Below are 19,572 nucleotides of genomic sequence, written 5' to 3' on the forward strand. Positions count from 1 at the left end.
AAGAAAACTCTCAGTGATGGCCGCGGCCGCCGCCACGGTGGCGCTGCTGGCGGGCTGCGTGAACCTCGCGCCCGAGCACCAGCGCCCCGAGGCGCCGGTGGCGCCGCAGTGGCCCCAGGGCCCGGGCGCCGAGGCGGCCGACGCCAAGGCCGCCACCGAGCTGCAATGGCAGCAGTTCTTCCGCGACGAGCGGCTCAAGCAGCTGATCGACCTCGCGCTGAAGAACAACCGCGATCTGCGCGTGGCGCTGCTGAATGTCGACGTGGCGCGGGCGCAGGCCAACGTCACGGCGGCCAACCGCTGGCCGACGGTCAATCTCGGACTGTCGGCGCAGCGCGGTCCGCAGACCACGTCCAGCGGCGACAGCCAGATCGTCAGCGTCTACCAGGCGGGGCTGCAGGTCACCTCCTACGAGCTCGACCTGTTCAGCCGCGTCAAGAACCAGAGCGCCGCGGCCTTCGCCCAGTACCTGGCGACGGACGAGGCGGCGCGCTCGGCGCGGATCAGCCTGGTCGCGGGCGTGGCCCAGGCCTACCTGGCGGTGCAGGCCGACGAGGAACTGCTGGCGCTCACGCGCCAGACGCTGGCCACGCGCGAGGACAGCCTCAAGCTGATGCAGCTGAAGTTCGACAACGGCGCCGCGTCCAACCTGGACCTGAGCACCGCCAAGTCGTCCTATGAATCGGCGCGGGCCACCCTGGCCCAGGCCGAGCGCACGCGCCAGCAGGACCTGAACGCGCTGACGCTGCTGGTGGGGCAGACCCTGCCGGACGCGCTGCCGCAAGCGCGCCCGCTGAGCGACCAGACCATGGGCGCGCTGCTGGCGGGCGTGCCCTCGCAGGTGCTGGTGGGCCGGCCCGACGTGCGCCAGGCCGAGCAGCAGCTGGTGGCGGCCGAGGCCAACATCGGCGTCGCCCGCGCGGCCTACTTCCCGAGCATCACGCTGACCAGCAGCGTAGGCACGGCCAGCAGCGCGCTGAAGGACCTGTTCAGCCAGAGCGCGTGGAGCATCGCGGGCTCGGCGCTGATGCCGATCTTCGACGCGGGACGGGTGAAGAACAACGTCGCGGCGGCCAGGGCCAATCGCGAGATCGCGGTCGCCCAGTACGAGAAGACCGTGCAGACGGCCTTCAAGGAAGTGGCCGACGCGCTGGCGGGCCGCGCGACGCTGGACGAGCAGCTCCGCGCCCAGGACGCGCAGGCCGCGGCGGAGGCGACCCGCCTCGAGCTGGTGGACCTGAGCTACCGCAACGGCGCGGCGTCCAGCCTGGACCTGCTGGACGCGCAGCGCGCCAGCTTCGCGGCGCAGCAGGCGGCGCTGCAGGTGCGCCTGGCGCAGCTGCAGAACCAGGTGCAGCTCTACAAGGTGCTGGGCGGCGGCCTGGACCCCGCGCGCCAGCCGTCCTGAGGCCGGCGGCGGCCCCGCCCGCGCTCCGGCGCCGGACCGCATCGCGGCCGGCGCCGTTTTTCATCCGGCGCTCATTGCCCCAGCGTGTCGGTGCGGCGCCAGCTCGAGCCGCTGCCGCGACCCTGGGCCTGCGGGCGGCCGAGTTGCATGATCTCGATGGCGTGGCAGGCCGCTTCGGTGGCGTAGCTGAGGGCTTCGTTCTCCGTCGCCCAGACGGCGTCGAGCGAGGGGTGGACGACGTCCTCGGCGCCGGTCGCCGGGCCGGCTCCGAGCGCGGCCCCGCCGGACGCCGCTGCCTCGCGCGCCGGAGCGGCGTCCATCGCCGCGCGCCGTGCCGGCGGTGCTTCCAGCTCCTCACCGAACGCGTCGTTGGCGGCCGGTCCGCCGCCGAGGAATTCATGATCGGTCGCGTCATGGCGCCGTCGCCCGGTATCCAGCAGCTGGTAGCGGCCAAGGTAGGCGCCGCCGGGCGTGGGCGTCGATTCGACCCGGTACGAGACGCCGCGGTACTGTCCGTCGCGTTGCATGGGGGTTCTCCCTGTGCCTTCGATGAAGCGTTCGCGGCAATTCACACGCCCGGCGCGCATGCGGACCCCGACGCCCCAGGCCCGGCGGGCGCGCTCGGCGCACATGCCCGGCGCACATGCAGGGGCGTAGCCCGCCGCGCCGGGACGGCGATGTCCTCGGCCGCATCCGGCGGACGGCGCCAACGCCATGACGGACGGCGTCCGGTGACGCGGCGCAGTTGTGACAACATCGGCGGCTTCAGTCCCGACCTTCGATGCCGATCTTGGATGCCCTGCTCGCCCGCCTGACCTCGACCGTGCCGGTCGCCCGGAACCTCGACCAGCTCACCCGCCCGCTGCTGGAGATGCTGGGCTCGATCACCGGGCTCGAATCGACCTACCTGACGACCATCGACCTGCGCGCCGGCGAGCAGCACGTGCTGATCGCGCGCAACACCGGCGCGATGACCATCCCCGAGGGGCTGACAGTGGCCTGGTCCGACACCCTGTGCAAGCGCGCGCTGGACGCCGGCCGCATGGCCACCAGCGACGTGGCGGACTGCTGGGGCGACTCCGACGCGGCGCGCCAGCTGGGCATCCAGACCTATGTCAGCGCGCCGGTGCGCGACGACGGCGGCGAGCTGATAGGCACGCTGTGCGCGGCCAGCGCGCAGCGCCGGCCGATCGCGCCGGAGGCGGAGTCGCTGCTGCGGCTGTTCTCCTCGCTCGTGGGGCAATTCCTGCAGCGCGAGCGGCTGGTGGCGGACCTGCGCGCCGCCAACGAGCAGCTGGCGACCTATGCGCTGACCGACGCGCTGACCGGCCTGCCGAACCGCCGCGCGCTGTTCGACGAGCTGCAGCGCCAGCTGCAGCGGGCCGCGCGCGACGGCATCTGCGTGCTGCTGGGCTGCATCGACCTGGACGGCTTCAAGACCGTCAATGACCAGCTCGGCCACCACCGCGGCGACCTGTTCCTGCGCGAGATGGCCCAGCGCCTGTCGCTGGAGCTGCGCGGCTCGGACATGCTGGCGCGGGTCGGTGGCGACGAGTTCGTGGTCGTCGGGCCCGGCGTCGCGCTGGGCGGGGCCTCGTCCGCGCAGGCGCCGCTGCTCGATCGCGGCGAGCCGGCCCAGGCGGCGCGCACGCTGGAGCAGCGCGCGTCGCTCGCCAGCGTCGGTCGTTTCGACCTGGAAGGCCACGCGCTGCAGTACGCCGGCGCGAGCGTGGGCGTCGTCGCGCTGGACCCGACCGGGCTCAGCGTCGAGCAGGCCTTGCACCTGGCCGACGAGCGGATGTACGACGTGAAGCGCGCACGCCGCCGCAGCGTGATCGTGCCCGCGGTCATCGCGCAGGCGGCGGACTGATCCGCCGCTGCGACCTGGCGTCGTGATGGCTTGAGCTCGAGGCTCGCTCAGCGCGGCTTGGCGATCAGCAGCTTCTCGACGAGCAGGTCGACGTCCACCGGCTTGGCGAGATGGTCGTCGAAGCCGGCCGCGATCGCGGCATCGCGGTCCTGGAGCGTGGCCAGGCCGGTCAGCGCGACCGCATACAGCGGCGGGCCGCCGGCCGCGTCGCGGTCGCGCTCATGCGCCCGCAGCCGACGGATCAGCGAATAACCGTCCGCCCCCGGCATGGCCACGTCGCTGACCAGCGCATGGGGCGCGGCGTCCGGCGCCGCGGCCGTGACCGCGGCCCAGGCCTGGTCGACCGAGCCGGCCGCGCAGACCTGTGCGCCGGCCAACTCGAGCAGATGCCGCAGCGCGTCCAGCGCATGCGGGTCGTCGTCGACCAGCAGCACGCGCAGGCCGTGCAGGTCGGCGGTGACGCCTTCGCGCGGCGGCGCGTCGGGCGTGTCCGAGACCAGTTCCGCCGCCGGGAAACGCACCGTCAGCCGCGTGCCGCGGCCTTCGCCCTCGCTGTGCGCGGTCACCGTGCCGCCGTGCGCCAGCACCAGGTGGCGCACGATGGACAGCCCCAGGCCCAGCCCGCCGTACTCGCGGGTGCGGGTGATGTCGGCCTGGGTGAAGCGGTCGAACAGCCGCGGCAGCAGCTCGACGGCGACGCCGATGCCGGTGTCCACGACCGCCAGCTCGACCGTGGGACCGATGCGGCTGAGCGTCACGCCGATGCGGCCGCCGCGCGGCGTGAACTTCAGCGCGTTGCCGACCAAGTTGGAGACGATCTGCTGCATCCGGCGCTGGTCGCCCTGGATGCGGTGCGGCTGCTGCAGGCCGGTCCCGCTCAGCGTCAGGCCGCGCGCCTCGGCGGTGGGCTGCAGGCCGTCGACGACCGCGCGCACGCAGGCCGACAGGTCCAGCGGCCGCATCTCCAGCGTCAGGTGGCCCGAGGCGATGCGGGACACGTCCAGCAGGTCGTCGATCAGCTGCGCCTGCGCCTGGCAGTGCTTGAGGATGGTGCTGATCGCGCGGGTGGCGGTCGCCTCGGCGAGCACGCCGCGCTCCTGCGACTGCTTCAGCACCGAGGCCCAGCCGGCGATCACGTTGAGCGGCGCCCGCAGCTCGTGCGACACCATGCCCAGGAAGTCGTCCTTGGCGGTGTTGGCGCGCTCCGCGTCGTCGCGGGCATGCTGGGCCGAGCCCAGCGCGCACTTGAGCTCGTGGATGTCCTGGAAGGCGATCACCGCGCCGTCGATGCGCTCATCCGCGGTGCGGTAGGCCCGCACGTTGATCAGCCACCAGCGGCCCTCGTTGTCCTGATGCTCGTGCTCCACCGGCGCCAGGCCCTGCACGGCGGCCTGTACCAACTGCTCCAGCTGGCCGACCGCGAAGCGCGAGGTCACCAGCGCGACCGGCTGGCCGATCGCCTGGCCGATGGCCGCGGGCTCGAAGCCGAAGAGCTGCGCCACCTGCGGCGACGCGTGGCGCAGGCGCAGCTGGCGGTCCAGCAGCACCACCGGCAGCGGGATGCCCTCGACCAGGTTGCTGAGGTCGTCGTTGACCTGGTCCAGCTCGTCGTTGCGCGACTTGAGCTCCTCGTTCAGCGAGATCAGCTCCTGGTTGGCCGACTCGAGTTCCTGCTTCGCGCTCTGCAGTTCCTCGTTGGCGCTCTGCAGCTCCTCGTTGGTGCTGAGCATCTCCTCGTTGGCGGTGCGCAGCTCCTCGTTGGCCGACTCGAACTCGATGACCAGCGTGCGCAGCTGGGCCTGCGTGGCCTCCAGTTCATCGGACAGCGTCGTGACGGTGCGCTCGAGCTCGTCGACGCGCGCCCGTGCGCCGCCCGGCGAGAACGGCGGCGCCGACAGCGCCGAGGCCACGCCGGCGACCGGCTCGTCCGCCTCGGGCGCCAGCGTGACGAGGAAGTGCTGCAGGGCCTCCCCCGTCTCCAGCGGCAGCACTTCCAGCGCATAACGACGGTCGCGGAACGCTACCCGCTCGCGCCGCACCGGTTGCGCGGTGCGCTTGGCCTCGATCAGCGCCGTGCGCACCGGGACGTTGAGCTCGGCGTCGAGCAGCCGGGGCAGCGCCAGCGTTGCTTCGCCGCTGGCCGGCGCGATGAAGGCGGCCACGTCGCCGCGGAACTGCACGACGTCGCCGCTCTCGTTCACGACGAAGCCGGGCGGGGCGTAGCGCGCCAGCGCCACGCGGTCGGCCGCCCCGCTGACCAGGTCCGGCGGCGGCGCCTGCGGCACGCGCGGCGCATCGCTGTCGCTGACCCAGGGGCGCAGCGCGTCGATCGGGAACAGCGGCCGCTGGCGGCGCGAGTTCGGCAGCTTGCGGTACAGGTGCGGCGCGCCGGCATGCTCGAAGCCATCGGCGACCGAGGCCGCCTCGGCCCGGCCCAGCAGCATGAAGCCGTCGTTGCGGCAGGCGTAGTGCAGCACCTCGAAGACATGCTGCTGCGCTTCCTTGCGCAGGTAGATCAGCATGTTGCGGCAGCTGATCAGGCCCATGCCGGAGAAGGGCGCATGCGCCAGCAGGTTGTGCCGCGCGAAGACGCACATCTCGCGCAGGTCCTTGGCCACGAGGTAGCCGCCGGCGCTGGGGAGGAAGGCCGCGTCGCGGAAGGCCTGCGGCACGTTCTCCAGCGCCGCCGCGCCGTAGCGGCCGGCGCGCGCCGTCTCGATCGAGGCCTCGTTGATGTCGGTGCCGAAGATCTGCACGCGGCGCGCGATGCCCTCGGCGTTCATCGCCTCCTTGAGCAGCATGGCGATGGTGTACACCTCCTCGCCGGTCGAGCAGGCGGGCACCCAGATGCGGATCGGGTCATGCCGCAGCGCCAGCAGCTTGGGCAGCACGACCTGGCGCAGCACGTTGACGAACTCGGCATCGCGGAAGAAGGCCGTCACGCCGATCAGCACGTCGTCGCGCAGCGCGGCGGCTTCGTAGGGATCGCTGCGCAGCAGCTGCAGGTAGGCGGCGACGTCGCGGTCCTTCTGCAGCAGCACGCGGCGCAGGAAGCGCCGGCGCAGGTTGACGTCCTTCACGTAGCCCAGGTTGACGCCGGCCTTCTGCTGCACGATCGACAGCGCCGTCTCCAGCGCATCGGCGTCCTGCGTGCCGGAGGCGGAGCCGGGGAGCCCGCCTTCCTGGTGCGGCTGCCCGAAGCGCCGCACCAGCGCGCCGGCGATGTCCGCCGGCGGCAGCACCTCGTCGACGAGGCCGGTGTTGATCGCCGCGACCGGCATGCCGTCATGGGCCGCGGTGCCCGGCGCCTGCGCGATCGCGAAGCCGCCGCTGGCCTTCAGGTCGACGATGCCGGCCGCGCCGTCCTGGCCCGTGCCGGACAGGATGACCACCGCGCCGTCCTGGTCCGGGTCCTGCGCCAGCGTGGCGAGGAAGCCGTCGATCGGCAGGTGCAGGCCCGGCTGGCGGCGGGTGAGGCGGAAGTGGCCGTCCAGCGCGATCACGCCGGCGTTCTCGGGCAGCACGTAGACGCGGCCGTGCTCGACCTTGGCCAGGTGCTCGAGCCGCTCCACCGGCAGGACGGTGCGCTCCTGCAGGACCTCGGCGAGATGGGATTCCTCGTTGGGATCGAGGTGCGTGATGACCAGCACCGCGAAGCCCGGTTCGTGCGGTAGCGCACCGAGGATGGCGCCGAGCGCGTCGATGCTGCCTGCCGAGCCGCCCAGCACCACCACCCGCAAGGGACGCCGCTCCTCTGTATCCACCCGAGACCCCGTTGTCTTGAAAGGTGCGGCGGAGTCTACCCCTCGCGCCCCGCGCCCGCGGGCGCTCAGCGCAGATAGGACTTCAGCAGCGCCGCGACCGCGTCGGTCTCGGCCGCGCGCCGCTCGGCGCTCAGGCCCGGCGCGCCGAGGTGCTCGCGCACATGGCCTTCCAGCACCTCGGCCATCAGCCCGTTGACCGCGCCGCGGATGGCGGCGATCTGCTGCAGCACGGCCATGCAGTCCGCGTCCTGGTCGACGGCGCGCTCCAGCGCCGCCGCCTGCCCCTGGATGCGGCGGATGCGCGTGAGCAGCTTCTTCCGGCCGGTGGTCGTGTGTGCCATGGCGCGGCATTCTAGCGACGCCGCACAGCCGGCTCATATACTGGGGGGGAGTATGACAACGCCGGCCGGGACCGGCTTTTCCCATGCCTTCCACGACCTCCATCGCCGCCTGGCAGCACACGCATGTCTTTGACGAGGGCAACCCGCTCGCCGCCCGCAACACGCGCTGGGCCGTGCTGCTCACCGTCGCGATGATGGTCGCGGAGATCGCCAGCGGTTATGTCTTCAACTCGATGGCGCTGCTGGCCGACGGCTGGCACATGAGCTCGCACGCGGTGGCGCTGGGCGTTTCGGTGCTGGCCTATGGCGCGGCGCGGCGCTGGGCGAAGGACGGCCGCTTCGCGTTCGGGACCTGGAAGATCGAGGTGCTGGGCGGCTACAGCAGCGCGCTGCTGCTGATCGGCGTCGCGGGGCTGATGCTGTGGCAGTCGGTCGAGCGGCTGCTCGCGCCGACGCCGATCCATTACGACGAGGCCATCGCGGTGGCGGCGCTCGGGTTGCTCGTGAACCTCGCCTGCGCCTGGCTGCTGCGCGGCGAGCACCATCATCACGGCCACGGCCACGGCCACGGCCACGCGGCGTCCCACGATCACGGTCATGACGACCTGAACCTCCGCGCCGCCTATCTGCATGTGCTGGCCGACGCGGCGACCTCGGTGCTGGCCATCGTGGCCCTGCTGGGCGGGCGGTTCTGGGGCGCCGACTGGCTGGATCCGGCGATGGGCATCGCCGGCGCGGCGCTGGTGGCGGTCTGGGCGCGCGGGCTGCTGCGCGACACCGGCCGCGTGCTGCTGGACGCCGAGATGGACGCGCCGGTCGTCAACGAGGTCCGCGAGGTCATCGCCGCCGCCCCCTGGCCGGCGGCGATCGCCGACCTGCATGTGTGGCGCGTGGGCCGGGCCCAGTACGCCTGCATCGTGTCGCTGGTCACCGACCATCCCGAGGCGCGGCCGGACGAGGTCCGCCGGCTGCTGTCGGTGCATGAGGAACTTGTTCACGTGACCGTCGAGATCAACCGGCCCGTGAGCGCGACTGTCTGATCCGCGCCGCGGCGCCGGGTCGACCGGCACCGGCACGCCGCCACAATCGCGGCCCATGAAAACCAACTACCTCCTCGCCGCCATCCTGGTCAGCAGCCTGATCGGCGCCTTCGTGGCCAATCGCTCGGTGAAGACCGCCTGCGCCGTCGTGTCCGGCGGCATCGCGCTGTATGCACTGCTGCGACAGGTGATCTGAGCCACCGGGATGATCAGATCGATCAGCTCGAAATGATCGATCTGATCCTGTGCCGGCCTGTCGTCGCGCGTGTCGCCTCCCCCGTGACCGCTCGACCGTCCCCCACCGCCTTTCGTCCCGCTCCCGCTCGCATCCCTCCATGTCCACCCTATGGTGGGATGGCACTTGCACCGGCCCCCGCCGATAGTGGGGGTTCGACAGGAGAGGACCATGCGACAACGATTCGCGCCCCCGACCGGCGACGCCGGTCACCCCCTCGGTTCGGTCATGCAGCACATCCTGCGCCAGACCGAACTGCTGCTGCAGCGGCGCATCCCGTTCAGCCCGTCCGGCTGGCCCATCGAGGACACGCCCGCGCTGGAAGGCCTGGAGGTCAGCGAGTCCAGCTGGGACGAGTGGACCGAGGCGCTCGAGCTCCAGCGTCGCCCCTGACCGCCCTCCGCGTTCCCTTCCCCCCTTCATGACCGCCCGCACGCGCCTCGCGCGCCGAGGGCGTTGATCGCCCGCACGACGCCGCTTCCGCGCGAACTTGAGCGGAGGGAACGGGGTCGACGCCGCCCAGTTCCTGGCCTCGGTGACGCAGTTCACCGAGCTCGCGGCGACCGCTGAGTTCCTCGCGCTCATCCGCGCATGCCGCCCGACGGCCGCGGCGAAGAATCCGTTCACCCCAACGAACGAGAGCGCTTCGCCATGCACGTCAAGTCCTCCGCTTCTCCGTCGCCGGCCGTCCGGGCCGGCGCGCCGGCGCCTTCGGGACCGGCCAAGGGCGCCAAGTCGGGCGCAGCCGATTTCTCCAAGGCGCTGAATGAGGCCAAGGCGGCCGCCCCCGGTCCGGCCGCGACCGCGCCCGTCGCATCGCCTTTCGCGTCGGCCGTCGCGAGCGCGGCCAACGCTGCAGCCACCACCGCGGCGCCCGCTTCGTCAACGGCTGCTTCGCCGACGCCCGCCTCGCCGGTGCCGAGCACCTTGTCGCTGGACACGGCCGCGCTGGCCGCTCGGCCTTGAGCCCCGGGAGTCCGCCTTGAGCAGCGTGCCCTTCCTGTCCGGCCTGGCCAGCCTCGCCACCTCGTCCGACGGCCCCTCCGCCGAGGCCAGCCGCGCCACCTCGTCCGGCGCGTCGTCGGGCCCGTCCCGCGGCGGTCCGGGCCTGACGCTGGGACCGGTGCTCGGCGTCACCGCCACCATCAGCGCCCAGGGCCTGCAGGCGCTGGCCGACCACACGCTGGACGCGGTCGAGACCGCCGCCGACACGGTGACCGACACCGTCGGCGATGTCGCCGGCACCGTGGGCCAGGTGCTGGGCAACGTGGTCGCTTACGGCGTGATGGCCGCGCTGGGCGGCGGCGCCGTGCTCGACGAGCTGGTGTGAGGCCCGCCGCCATGCGCCCGTCCCTCATCCGGCCGCTCGCCGCCGTCGTCATGGTCCACGCCGCGGCGATGGCGCTCGGCGGCTGCGCCGTGCTGAGCCCGGTCCCCGCCTGGGAACTGGTGAAGGGCGCCAGCGCGGCCACCTCGACCGCGCTGGCGACTGCCGCGCCGGCCCGGGCGAGCAACACCGTGCATCACGGCGATGCGCCGGTGCGCGCGGTGTGCATCGAATTCAACCGCAACGCGCCGCTCGAGGACCTGGTCCCGGCGCTGCAGGTGGAGCTCAAGGGGCAGGGCGTCGACAGCCGCGTCTACGAGCCCGGCACCGGCCTGCAGCAGTGCGGCGTCTGGCTGCGCTACGTCGCCACCATCGAATGGGGCGTGCCGCCGATGGCCAGCGGCTACCGCGCCAACCTGAGCGCCGCGTCGCTGAGCCTGCATCGGTCGGACGGCACGCTGCTGTCCACCAGCAGCTACGTCGCGGACGAGAACTTCGGCCTGGCCCGATGGGCCGGGACACGCAACAAGATCGCGCCGGTCGTGAAGGCGCTGGTCACCGGCTTCCAGAGCTGAGGGAGAGGGATGTGATCTCGAGCAAGCAATCTCGCCACCGCATGCGCGCGGCCCGCCGCGCCGCCGCGCTGGCGACCGCCGCCGGCGCGCTCGCCGCGCTGGGCGGCTGCGCCGGTGCGCCGCCCACGGTGCCCGGGCCGATGCTGGTCGCGCCGCCGCAGGCGCCGATGTACATCGAGCGGCCCAGCAACGGCGCGATCTACCAGCCCGGCATGTCGCCCACCTCGCTGTTCTCGGGCGAGAAGCGGCCCAGCGCGATCGGCGACACGCTGAAGGTGGACATCCAGGAGACGCTCAAGGCCACGCAGAAGCAGACCACCGACACCAGCCGCGACAACCGGCTCGCGGTGCGCGGGCCGGGCGGCCAGAGCAAGGTCGGCGCGGTGGAGCGGCTGCTCAACATCGACGCGACCGCCTCGGGCAGCGATGCCTTCAAGGGCTCGGGCACGACCGAGACCGACAACAGCTTCGTCACGCAGGTGGCGGTGAGCGTGATCAACGTGCTGCCCAACGGCAACCTGCTGGTGGCGGGCGAGCGCAACGTGGGCCTGAACAAGGGCGTCAACACGCTGCGCTTCTCCGGCATCGTCAATCCGCGCGACATCCGCCCGGGCAACGTGGTGGCTTCCCGCGACGTGGTGAACGCCAGCCTGGAGAGCGTCGCGCAGGGCGATGTGTCCGAGGCCTCGTCGCGCAGCTGGCTGCAGCGCGTCCTGGCGCGGAGCCTGTCCATCTGGTGACCGGCGCGCGGTCAACCGGCAAACCGGGCCGACCTCACCGGCCTTATCGACCGATCGGCGGGGACGGTCCGCTTCTATAACCCACGGTTCGCCGTCAGGCCTTCGCAGACCTTCCGCATGCAGCGCGGAGGGCGGAGCCTGGCCCGGTGGATCCCATCCAGCATGAGCATGAACACGAAGGCGACGCAGGTGCCGCACAACGGCGAGACGGACAACCCCGACGACTGGCTGGCCGACGGCCAGGTGCGGACCTATCGACGCGGCCAGAAGATCATCGAGGCCGGCAGCCCGCTGGCCGAATGGATCGCGATCAGCGGCGGTGCCGCCTTCCTCGCGGCCAAGGTCGCGGCCGACACCCGCGTGGCGGTGGCGGCGCTGTGGCTGGGCGACGTCATCGGGGCGGATTCGCCGCTGGGCCAGCTGGCGGCGCGCTACGACGTGACGGCGCTGGTCGACGTCACCACCATCCACATCCCGCTGCCGCGGATGAAGGACACCCACGCCCCGCAACGCGACGCGGCCACCGGCGAGCTGTACGCGGCGACCGCGTCGCGGCTGCAGGACCAGATCACGATGCGACTGGCCGGCAACGGCTTCCAGCGCCTGATCAGCGTGCTGGCCACGCTGGCGGCGGCGCTCAGCAGCTCGCAGCGCGGCGGCGCGGCCAGCAACAGCCTGGCGCTGCCGGTGTCGCAGGCCTGCATCGGGCAGCTGTCGGGCCTGTCGCGCCGGCAGACCTGGATCTACCTGGGCCAGCTCGCCGAACGCGGCTGGAGTCGGACCTCGCGCACGAAGGTGACGCTCGAGGGCCTGAATGCCTGGCTCAGCCTGATGAGCGAGGTGGAATCGCGCGGGCTGGACTGCATCGGCACCGTCGACCAGTGCGACATGACGCTGTCGCGCCTGGCCAGCGCGCGCACGGCGTTGAAGTAGCGCGGCGGGAGGCCGGCGGGAGCGGCCGGCGGGAGGGACGCTCGGCAGCCGTCGGCTCAGGCCGCGCCGAAGCGGATTTCCGCCGCCGGCTTCGCGCTCATGGCGGGACCAAAGCTGTTGAGGTGGCGCAGGATCAGCGTGTGGTGCTCGATGATCTGCGGCGCGGTCAGCGCGCCATTGGCGATCGTCGTGTGGCCGTCCTCGACCAGCGTGACGTCGTAGCCCGCGCTGAGCGCGCGGCGCGTCGAGGTGTCGACGCAGAAGTCGCTCTGCGCGCCGCACACGACCAGGTGGGTCACGCCCAGGCCCTTCAGGACTGCGTCCAGCTCGGTCCGGTGGAACGAGTCGGGCGAGGTCTTGCGCACCCGGGGATCCTGCGGCCGCGCCTGCAGCCGGTCGTCGAGCTGCCAGCCCTCGCTGCCATGGCGCAGCGGTTCCCAGCCGTCCTCCTCATGCTGGACGAAGACGATCGGCGTGCCGGTGTCGCGCGCCTGCGCGATCAGGTCGTTGATTCGGCCGATCACCGCGTCCACGTCGTGGCAGGCGTACTCGCCCACGCACAGTGCGCGTTGCAGGTCGATGATGAGCAGGGCAGTGGTCATGACGGTCGCCGGGCAGGGGAGAAGCCGGCGAGCATACGCCGCTCCCGCCGCCTCAGAACTTGTAGGTCAGCACCACCCGCAGCGCGCGGTTGTCGCCGCGGGCGGTATTGGGCTTGTCGAGGTTGAGGTTGTCGCCGCCCAGGCGATTCGTCGGCTGGCCCGCGGGCGGGGCGATGCCGACCCAGTCGTCGAAGCCGGCGTAGTTGTCGGCGCCGAAGACGTTCAGCACATCGAGCCGCAGCGCCACCTGGTGCAGGCCGTACTTGAAGGCCTTGCCGAGGCTGATGTCGACCTGGCGGTAGCTCGGCGCATCGCCGCGCATCAGGACGCACTGCGCGGTGCCGGCAAGGCAGTTGGTCAGCCGACGCGGGAAGCCGCTCGCGTAGGTGCCCTTGGCCGAGAAGCTCAGGCCCCAGGGCAGCAGCTTGTCGGTCATGAACGCGCCGACCAGCCGGTGCCTGTCGACCAGCGTGCTGGGATTCCAGCCGCGCCCCGCGCGTCCGTAGGTCCAGTCGAAGGTGTCGTTGCTCCACTGCAGGTTGGTGGTCCTGGCATCGCTGTAGGTGTAGGCCAGCGTCGCCGTCCAGCCCGAGGCCGCGCTGTAGGGCCGGTCCACCTTCACGAAGACCGAGTCGGTGCGCGTGCGGCCGATCGAGTCGCCCAGCACCAGTTGGCCGAAGCCATCGGGGCCGCCCCACAGCGGATCGAGCGCCGACTGCTGCGCGAAGCCGCCGTTGGCGTCGCGGTTGCCGCTGAACCAGACGAACTGGTGCTTCGCCTCGATGCGGCTCAGCGCGATCTCGCCGTTCCAGGTCGGCGACAGCGCCTGCCGCACGCCGATGCTGAACTGGTCCGCGTAGGGCATCTTCAGGTCGTTGCGGATCAACCAGATCTCGCCGCCCGGGGCCTGGTTCTTCTGCAGTTCGTCGAGCGCGTGGTTGGCCATCGTGCGGTCGTAGCTGCGCCCGTAGCCGCCGAAGACCACCGTGTTGCGGTCGCTGAAGACGTCGTAGGAGAAGCCCAGCCGCGGCGCGATCGCCTGCTTGAAGGCCTTGCGGGAGTTGCCGCTGCTGATGTAGCGCGACACCTCGATGCCGCCCTTGGCCAGCGACTGCGCGTAGGTCTGCCCCGCCGGCGGCGCGATGCCGAAGCGCGGCACGTCCGCCGCCAGCAGCGCCGCGACGCGGTCGGCCGGCGTCGCATAGGCGTTGTTCAGCATGTTGTCCTCGTAGTCCCAGCGGACGCCGAGGTTGAGTTCGAGCTGGCGCGTCACGCTCCAGTCGTCCTGCAGATAGAGGCCCCACTGCCGGTTGTTGAAGCGGGCCTGCGCCGGCGCGGTGGCGCGGCGGATGTTGCACTGGTCGCTGCTGCTGCCGTTGTTGGAAACGTTGGTGCCGGTGCAGTTGGTGCCGTCCCAATAGGGCAGGCCGGTGGCCGTGTCGATCAGCACGTCGACCGCGTCGACCGAATTCGCGGTGCCGCTGAGGTCGTAGCGCATCGCCTTGAGCTTCACGCCGCCCTTGATCACGTGGCCGTCGAAGCCGGTGTAGGTGAGTTCCTCCGACACGAAGACGCCGCGCTGCTGGCGCCGCTGCGCATCCGGCGATCCGCCATCCAGGATCACGTCCTGCGAGGTCGTCAGCACCTGCGGCGATGCGGTCGACACCTTGTAGCGCACCAGCGCCGCGTCCGCGGCCGACCTGGGATTCCAGAGGTAGTCCTCGTAGCCCAGGCGCGCCTCGCTGAGCCAGTCGCCGCGCGACCACTCGTGCTTCAGGTCGACCCGCGTCTCGTCATTGCGGCGCTCCTTGTCGTTGCCGGGCAGCGAGAGGTTGCGGTCCTCGGCGATGCGATCGGTCTCGCGGCGCAGGCGCGCGCTCAAGGTGAGCTTGTGCTCGTCGTTGATCTGCGCGTCGAGCTTGCCGAAGAGCAGGTCCTCGTGGAACGGGTCGACCTGGCTGCCGCGGCGCGCGCGCAGCGTGGGCACGATGCCGGCCTCGGGCAGCTTCTCGAAGTTCTGCCCGGCGATCTGGCGCGAGTCCTCGATGCGCTTGCCATCGTAGGCGAGGAAGAAATGCAGCTTGTCCTTGACGATGGGGCCGCCGATGCTGCCGCCGTACTCGTACTTCTGCGACGACGGGCGCGGCACGCCTTGCGATTCGCGTTCCTTCTCCAGCGCATTCATCGAGCGCCAGTTGGTGCCGGTGCGATCGGCGTAGACCTCGCCGTGGAATTCATTCGTGCCGGACTTCGTCACGGCGGTGATCGCGGCGCTGCTGACCTGGTCGAACTCGGCCTTGTAGTTCTGCGTCAGCACCTTGTATTCGGAGATCGCCGACTGCGGGAACGGATTGCCGCGGGTGTCGGACTGGCCGCTGACGCCGCCGCGCAGGATGTTGTTCTTCTGGCCCACGCCGTCGATGAAGACGTTGAGGTGGTCGAAGTCCTGCGCGCCCGACTGCACCCGGCTCAAGCCGCCCGCATCGGTCGAGAAGGCCACGCCCGGCGCGAGGTCCGCGGCGCTGAGGAAGTTGCGGGTGCTCTGCGGCAGCGCCTCGATCATGCGCTGCGAGACGACCGTCCCCAACTGCGAATCCTTCACGCCCTGGCGCGTCGCATTGCCTTGCACGGTGACGCGGCCCAGCTGCACCGCATCGGCCGCGCCGGGCGCCGCCGGCGCATCGCCCAGGTCCAGCGCCGCGCTCTCGCCGACGGACAGCGTGATGCGCTCGGAACGGAGCGTCGCGCCGTCCGGGCCGACCACGGTGATGGTGTAGTCGCCGGGCGCCAGGCCGATCAGCGCATAGCGGCCATCGGCCCGCGTGGCCGTGCGATAACGCGCGCCGGTGGCGGCATTGACCGCCAGGATCGTCAGTCCGCCGGACTGCGTGCCGGCCGGCGCGTTGACCAGCCCGCGGACCGTCGCGCGGCTGACCTGCGCCGACACCGGCGCATCGAGGCCCGCGCCCAGCGCGAGCGCGACGAGCCAGGCGGAGCCGTGGCGGGACAAGCGGGAAGGGCGGGTGGAGCGGCGCACGGTCATGGACCGGGCGTCAGGTGGAAGGGCCGGCCTTGGCGCGGCGCATCTGCTCGGCGAAGACCTGCTCCATCGACTTCTTCTCGGGCAGCACGTAGACGATGCCGCCGCGCTTGCCGAAGGTGGGCCACAGGGTCTGCTCGAAGAATTTCACCGGCATGTTGATGCAGCCGAAGCTGATGCGGTTGTCCTTGGGCGTCGGGGAGGCGAGCCGCTCGAGGCGGCGCTCGGCCGGGTTGGTCGGCCGCACGCGGTGCATGGACACGGCCGCGTCGTAGTCGACCCAGAGCACGTCTTCGTGCAGCGCGTTCTTGCCCGGTTGCGCGACGAAGCGCCCGGCCGGCGTGGTGCGCTCGGAGGGCTTGACCTCGGCGATGGGGCGCAGGCCGATGCCGGCGACGCTGTCGTCGCCCGCGGCATAACCGAGCAGCACCGGCGTGGTGGCCTGCAGCTTGCCGTCGGCGTTGAAGACGAGCACGCGCGCCTGGCGCTTGTCGAGGATCGCGAACGGACGACCGTTGTGATCCCAGCCCGCCATCACCCACTGGGCCAGCTGGCGGGCCTGCTTGGAAACCTTGGTCTTGCCGAAATCGGCCGTGCCGGTCCGCGGCACTGGCGCGGGGGCTTGGACGACGGGCTGGACCGGGGAAGAGGGGAGGTGCTTCGCGACGGCGACGGGCGCCGGGCGCAGCTGCTTCATCAGGAAGGTCGCCGCCGGCCAGGCCAGCAGCGCACCGGCCAGCCCGATCGCCAATCCCTGCGCCGCCCATCCGGCGCGTTCCTTCAGCGCTTCAGGAATCCGCCGCCGCGCCGGCTCGGCCGGCGGGGGATCGCTGAAGTAATAGCCGCTGGAGGCGCGCAGCATGGAGGGCTCTCAGGGAAAGGCGTCAGCGGGGCTGGACGGCGATGAGCGGGTCACGCTCAGTTGCGGTCGGCGCGCGGGGCCGGCTCGCCAGCGCTGGTCGGCTCGCTCGGCAGCGGCTGCTGCGACGACGGCGACTGCTGGTTCTGCCACTGGTCCGAGGACTGCGGCTGAGCCTGTTGGGACTGCGCTTCGGATTGGGTCTGCGACTGCGGGTCGGTCGACTGGGTCGACTGGGCCGCCTGGTCGGCCGGCGTCATGCTCTGGTCAGCGGGGGCCTGCTGCTCCGTCTGCGTGGCGGGGTACTGCTCCTGCGTCGTCTGCGTCTGGGTCGACTCGGTCGAGTTCTCCACCTGGGCGTAAGCCAGGCCCAGCACGCTGGCGAAGGCGGTCAGGGCAACGGCACCGGTCACGAGGGATTTGGTCGCGTTCATCTAGTCTCTCCTTTGGGCTTGAGGGGCCGATCGGTGAGATCGGTTAGGACCTACTGTGGACCGTGGACGGGGAGCGGAACGTGGGCAGAGGACGCGAGGTCTTGTAGGACAAACGGCAGGTTTCACCCCGATACATCCTCGTGTTCATCGGGGCAAGCGCGATTCCCACGCAATAAAAAACCGGACGACCTCGACGAGGTGGTCCGGTGAAGAAGGCGCTGATGGACGCCTTTGGAGACGGGGGAACGGTCCCAACAATAGGCAAAGACCCGGACCGTAAAAATGCGTGAGCGGAAATGCACCGTTGTGGCGCGCTCAACAATCGCCGCCCCGGGGATCGCCCCCGAACCGGGGGTGATGTGCGTCATTCGCCCGAATTAACGCCGCCTCTACGGGTAACCGCCGGCCGCCCCATAGTTACCGGCTGTCGGTTTCGTGCGATAGATGTCCGTTTGCTATGTGTGGTTGTCAATGAATGTCAATGACATGCGTCAAGATCGCGCCCGCCGCGAGCGTTCTGCCTCAACTCTTTCAGGCCGTAACCAACCCCTGCTGTGTTTGCAGGTCGTTGATGCCGAAAGGGACACGGGGACCCCGGAACGCGGGACGCGGCCGACCCATCCCGTTTGAGGGTTCGGAGAGGGTCGCCCATCAGCGGGCCGCGTCGCGGTCGCCATTCATTGTTTGAGGAGGACCCATGTCTACTGTGCTGACCGACCCGAGCGTCGGATCCGCTGGCTCGAGCTGGCTGGACAAGGAGCGCACCATCGCCGCTCCTGGCTTCAACCGCTGGCTCGTGCCGCCCAGCGCGCTGGCCATTCACCTGTGCATCGGGATGGCCTATGGCTTCTCGGTGTTCTGGCTGCCGCTGTCCAAGATGCTGCAGACCGCCGGAGCCGGCGCCGCCTGCGGCAAGGACGTGGGCTTCTTCGCCCAGCTGTTCACCACCGAGTGCGACTGGAGCGTCGCGACGCTCGGCTGGATGTACACGCTGTTCTTCGTGTTCCTGGGCTGCGCCGCCGCGATCTGGGGCGGCTGGCTGGAGCGCGCCGGTCCCCGCAAGGCGGGCCTGGTGTCAGCCGTGTGCTGGTGCGGCGGCATGCTGATCTCCGCGATCGGCATCCACACCCACCAGTTCTGGATGATGATCCTCGGCTCCGGCGTGATCGGAGGCATCGGGCTGGGCCTGGGCTACATCTCGCCGGTGTCGACGCTGATCAAGTGGTTCCCCGACCGCCGTGGCATGGCCACCGGCATGGCCATCATGGGCTTCGGCGGTGGCGCGATGATCGGTTCGCCGCTGGCGGTGGAGCTGATGAAACGCTTCGCCACGCCGACCGACCCGGGCGTGACGCAGACCTTCGTCGTGATGGCGCTGATCTATTTCGTCTTCATGGTCGCGGGCGCGCTGGGTTACCGCGTGCCGCCCACCGGCTGGAAGCCCGAGGGCTGGACCCCGCCGCCGGCGCAGGCCAACAACGCCATGATCACGCAGCGCCACGTGCACGTGAAGAAGGTGTGGGGCATCCCGCAGTTCTGGCTGGTGTGGATCGTGCTCTGCATGAATGTGTCGGCCGGCATCGGCGTGATCGGCATGGCCAGCCCGATGCTGCAGGAGATCTTCGGTGGCTCGCTGATCGGCGTGGACGCCAAGTTCGCCGACCTCGACAAGACGCAGCTGGCCGCGATCGCCGCGATCGCCGGCGGCTTCGCCGCACTGCTGAGCCTGTTCAACATCGGCGGCCGCTTCGTGTGGGCCTCGCTGTCGGACAAGCTGGGCCGCAAGATGACCTACACGGTGTTCTTCGTGCTGGGCGGCCTGCTGTACGCCAGCCTGCCGAGCAGCGCCGCCGCGGGTCACAAGCTGGCCTTCGTGGGCGCGGTCTGCATCATCCTGTCGATGTACGGCGGCGGCTTCGCGACGGTGCCGGCCTACCTGGGTGACCTCTTCGGCACGCAGATGGTGGGCGCGATCCACGGTCGCCTGCTGACCGCCTGGGCCACCGCCGGCATCCTCGGCCCAGTCGTGATCGGCTACATGCGCGAGTACCAGCTCGGCCTGGGCATCCCCCGCGAGCAGGTCTACAACCAGACCATGTATGTGCTGGTCGGCATGCTGGTGATCGGCCTGATCGCCAACCTGGCCATCCGCCCGGTCGCTGCGAAGCACTTCATGAGCGACGAGGAACTGGCCATCGAGAAGAAGCTGGCCCACGAGAAGGCTGCCGCCAGTGAAGTCGGCAGCGGCCCGGGCGCCGGCAAGGCGACGCCGGTGGGCCTGGTGGTCCTGGCCTGGCTGGCCGTTGGCATTCCACTGTCCTGGGGCATCTACAAGACCCTGCTGACGGTCGCGAAGTTCTTCAATTGACCCTCACCGTACGGCGCCCCAAAGCAGCGCCGATAC

Annotated in this window: 18 protein-coding genes; 10 read left to right on the plus strand and 8 right to left on the minus strand. The window is 71.0% G+C overall.

The window, feature by feature from the left end; translation table 11 throughout:
* Positions 1-16 precede the first annotated feature (16 nt).
* The gene (locus FHT38_RS00605; RefSeq protein WP_255488565.1) at positions 17-1,408 is read left to right on the plus strand and encodes an efflux transporter outer membrane subunit; all 1,392 of its coding nucleotides are present in this window, start codon (positions 17-19) and stop codon (positions 1,406-1,408) included.
* A 71-nt stretch (positions 1,409-1,479) separates the two neighbouring features.
* Here FHT38_RS00605 and FHT38_RS00610 read toward each other — a convergent pair whose 3' ends face one another.
* Complete coding sequence (locus tag FHT38_RS00610) at positions 1,480-1,935, minus strand: hypothetical protein (RefSeq protein WP_091720085.1); 456 nt, start codon at positions 1,933-1,935, stop codon at positions 1,480-1,482.
* 263 nt (positions 1,936-2,198) lie between these two features.
* On the opposite strand from FHT38_RS00610, the gene FHT38_RS00615 reads away from it, so the two are divergent.
* Positions 2,199-3,278 carry a sensor domain-containing diguanylate cyclase gene (locus tag FHT38_RS00615; RefSeq protein WP_183488860.1) on the plus strand — a complete coding sequence of 360 codons (1,080 nt, stop codon included), beginning with the start codon at positions 2,199-2,201 and terminating at the stop codon, positions 3,276-3,278.
* Positions 3,279-3,325: 47 nt separating this feature from the next.
* On the opposite strand, the gene FHT38_RS00620 is transcribed toward FHT38_RS00615, so the two are convergent.
* Together FHT38_RS00620 and FHT38_RS00625 are read right to left on the minus strand one after the other, a co-directional pair.
* Complete coding sequence (locus FHT38_RS00620) at positions 3,326-7,012, minus strand: CheR family methyltransferase (RefSeq protein ID WP_310737389.1); 3,687 nt, start codon at positions 7,010-7,012, stop codon at positions 3,326-3,328.
* A 95-nt stretch (positions 7,013-7,107) separates the two neighbouring features.
* Positions 7,108-7,383 (minus strand): metal/formaldehyde-sensitive transcriptional repressor, encoded by a 276-nt coding sequence (locus tag FHT38_RS00625; protein WP_147241483.1) that lies wholly within the window; start codon positions 7,381-7,383, stop codon positions 7,108-7,110.
* A gap of 83 nt (positions 7,384-7,466) precedes the next feature.
* Here FHT38_RS00625 and dmeF point away from each other — a divergent pair, with 83 nt between their 5' ends.
* The 3 genes from dmeF (at position 7,467) to FHT38_RS00640 (ending at position 9,051) form a co-directional block, all read left to right on the plus strand.
* Complete coding sequence (dmeF, locus tag FHT38_RS00630; protein ID WP_183488866.1) at positions 7,467-8,423, plus strand: CDF family Co(II)/Ni(II) efflux transporter DmeF; 957 nt, start codon at positions 7,467-7,469, stop codon at positions 8,421-8,423.
* 55 nt (positions 8,424-8,478) lie between these two features.
* Positions 8,479-8,619, plus strand: a complete 141-nt coding sequence (locus FHT38_RS00635) for a hypothetical protein (RefSeq protein ID WP_158238683.1) — start codon at positions 8,479-8,481, stop codon at positions 8,617-8,619.
* 210 nt (positions 8,620-8,829) lie between these two features.
* Positions 8,830-9,051 carry a hypothetical protein gene (locus FHT38_RS00640; protein WP_141225181.1) on the plus strand — a complete coding sequence of 74 codons (222 nt, stop codon included), beginning with the start codon at positions 8,830-8,832 and terminating at the stop codon, positions 9,049-9,051.
* A gap of 230 nt (positions 9,052-9,281) precedes the next feature.
* Here FHT38_RS00640 and FHT38_RS00645 read toward each other — a convergent pair whose 3' ends face one another.
* Complete coding sequence (locus FHT38_RS00645; RefSeq protein WP_183488869.1) at positions 9,282-9,599, minus strand: hypothetical protein; 318 nt, start codon at positions 9,597-9,599, stop codon at positions 9,282-9,284.
* A 41-nt stretch (positions 9,600-9,640) separates the two neighbouring features.
* On the opposite strand from FHT38_RS00645, the gene FHT38_RS00650 reads away from it, so the two are divergent.
* From FHT38_RS00650 to FHT38_RS00665, 4 genes are all read left to right on the plus strand, one after another.
* On the plus strand, positions 9,641-9,988 hold the full coding sequence (locus FHT38_RS00650; RefSeq protein ID WP_183484479.1) for a hypothetical protein: 348 nt from the start codon (positions 9,641-9,643) through the stop codon (positions 9,986-9,988).
* A gap of 11 nt (positions 9,989-9,999) precedes the next feature.
* On the plus strand, positions 10,000-10,560 hold the full coding sequence (locus FHT38_RS00655; protein ID WP_183488872.1) for a cell division protein FtsI: 561 nt from the start codon (positions 10,000-10,002) through the stop codon (positions 10,558-10,560).
* 41 nt (positions 10,561-10,601) lie between these two features.
* Positions 10,602-11,300, plus strand: coding sequence for a flagellar basal body L-ring protein FlgH (locus FHT38_RS00660; RefSeq protein WP_183488875.1), 699 nt, complete (start codon positions 10,602-10,604; stop codon positions 11,298-11,300).
* A 162-nt stretch (positions 11,301-11,462) separates the two neighbouring features.
* On the plus strand, positions 11,463-12,233 hold the full coding sequence (locus FHT38_RS00665; protein WP_091720109.1) for a Crp/Fnr family transcriptional regulator: 771 nt from the start codon (positions 11,463-11,465) through the stop codon (positions 12,231-12,233).
* A 56-nt stretch (positions 12,234-12,289) separates the two neighbouring features.
* On the opposite strand, the gene FHT38_RS00670 is transcribed toward FHT38_RS00665, so the two are convergent.
* The 4 genes from FHT38_RS00670 to FHT38_RS00685 are packed head-to-tail and all read right to left on the minus strand — an operon-like array spanning position 12,290 to position 17,168.
* Complete coding sequence (locus FHT38_RS00670; RefSeq protein ID WP_183488878.1) at positions 12,290-12,835, minus strand: cysteine hydrolase family protein; 546 nt, start codon at positions 12,833-12,835, stop codon at positions 12,290-12,292.
* A gap of 52 nt (positions 12,836-12,887) precedes the next feature.
* Entirely contained in the window at positions 12,888-15,878 is a 2,991-nt protein-coding gene (locus FHT38_RS00675; RefSeq protein WP_183488881.1) for a TonB-dependent receptor, read from the minus strand.
* Positions 15,879-15,888: 10 nt separating this feature from the next.
* Entirely contained in the window at positions 15,889-16,737 is an 849-nt protein-coding gene (locus FHT38_RS00680) for a hypothetical protein (RefSeq protein ID WP_183488884.1), read from the minus strand.
* Between the two features lie 56 nt (positions 16,738-16,793).
* Positions 16,794-17,168, minus strand: a complete 375-nt coding sequence (locus tag FHT38_RS00685) for a hypothetical protein (protein ID WP_147241657.1) — start codon at positions 17,166-17,168, stop codon at positions 16,794-16,796.
* 697 nt (positions 17,169-17,865) lie between these two features.
* Between FHT38_RS00685 and FHT38_RS00690 the strand changes: the two genes are divergently transcribed.
* Positions 17,866-19,536, plus strand: a complete 1,671-nt coding sequence (locus FHT38_RS00690) for an OFA family MFS transporter (protein WP_183488887.1) — start codon at positions 17,866-17,868, stop codon at positions 19,534-19,536.
* Positions 19,537-19,572 lie beyond the last annotated feature (36 nt).

Origin of the sequence: Mitsuaria sp. BK041 (assembly GCF_014193085.1) — a bacterium.
Taxonomy (GTDB): domain Bacteria; phylum Pseudomonadota; class Gammaproteobacteria; order Burkholderiales; family Burkholderiaceae_C; genus Roseateles.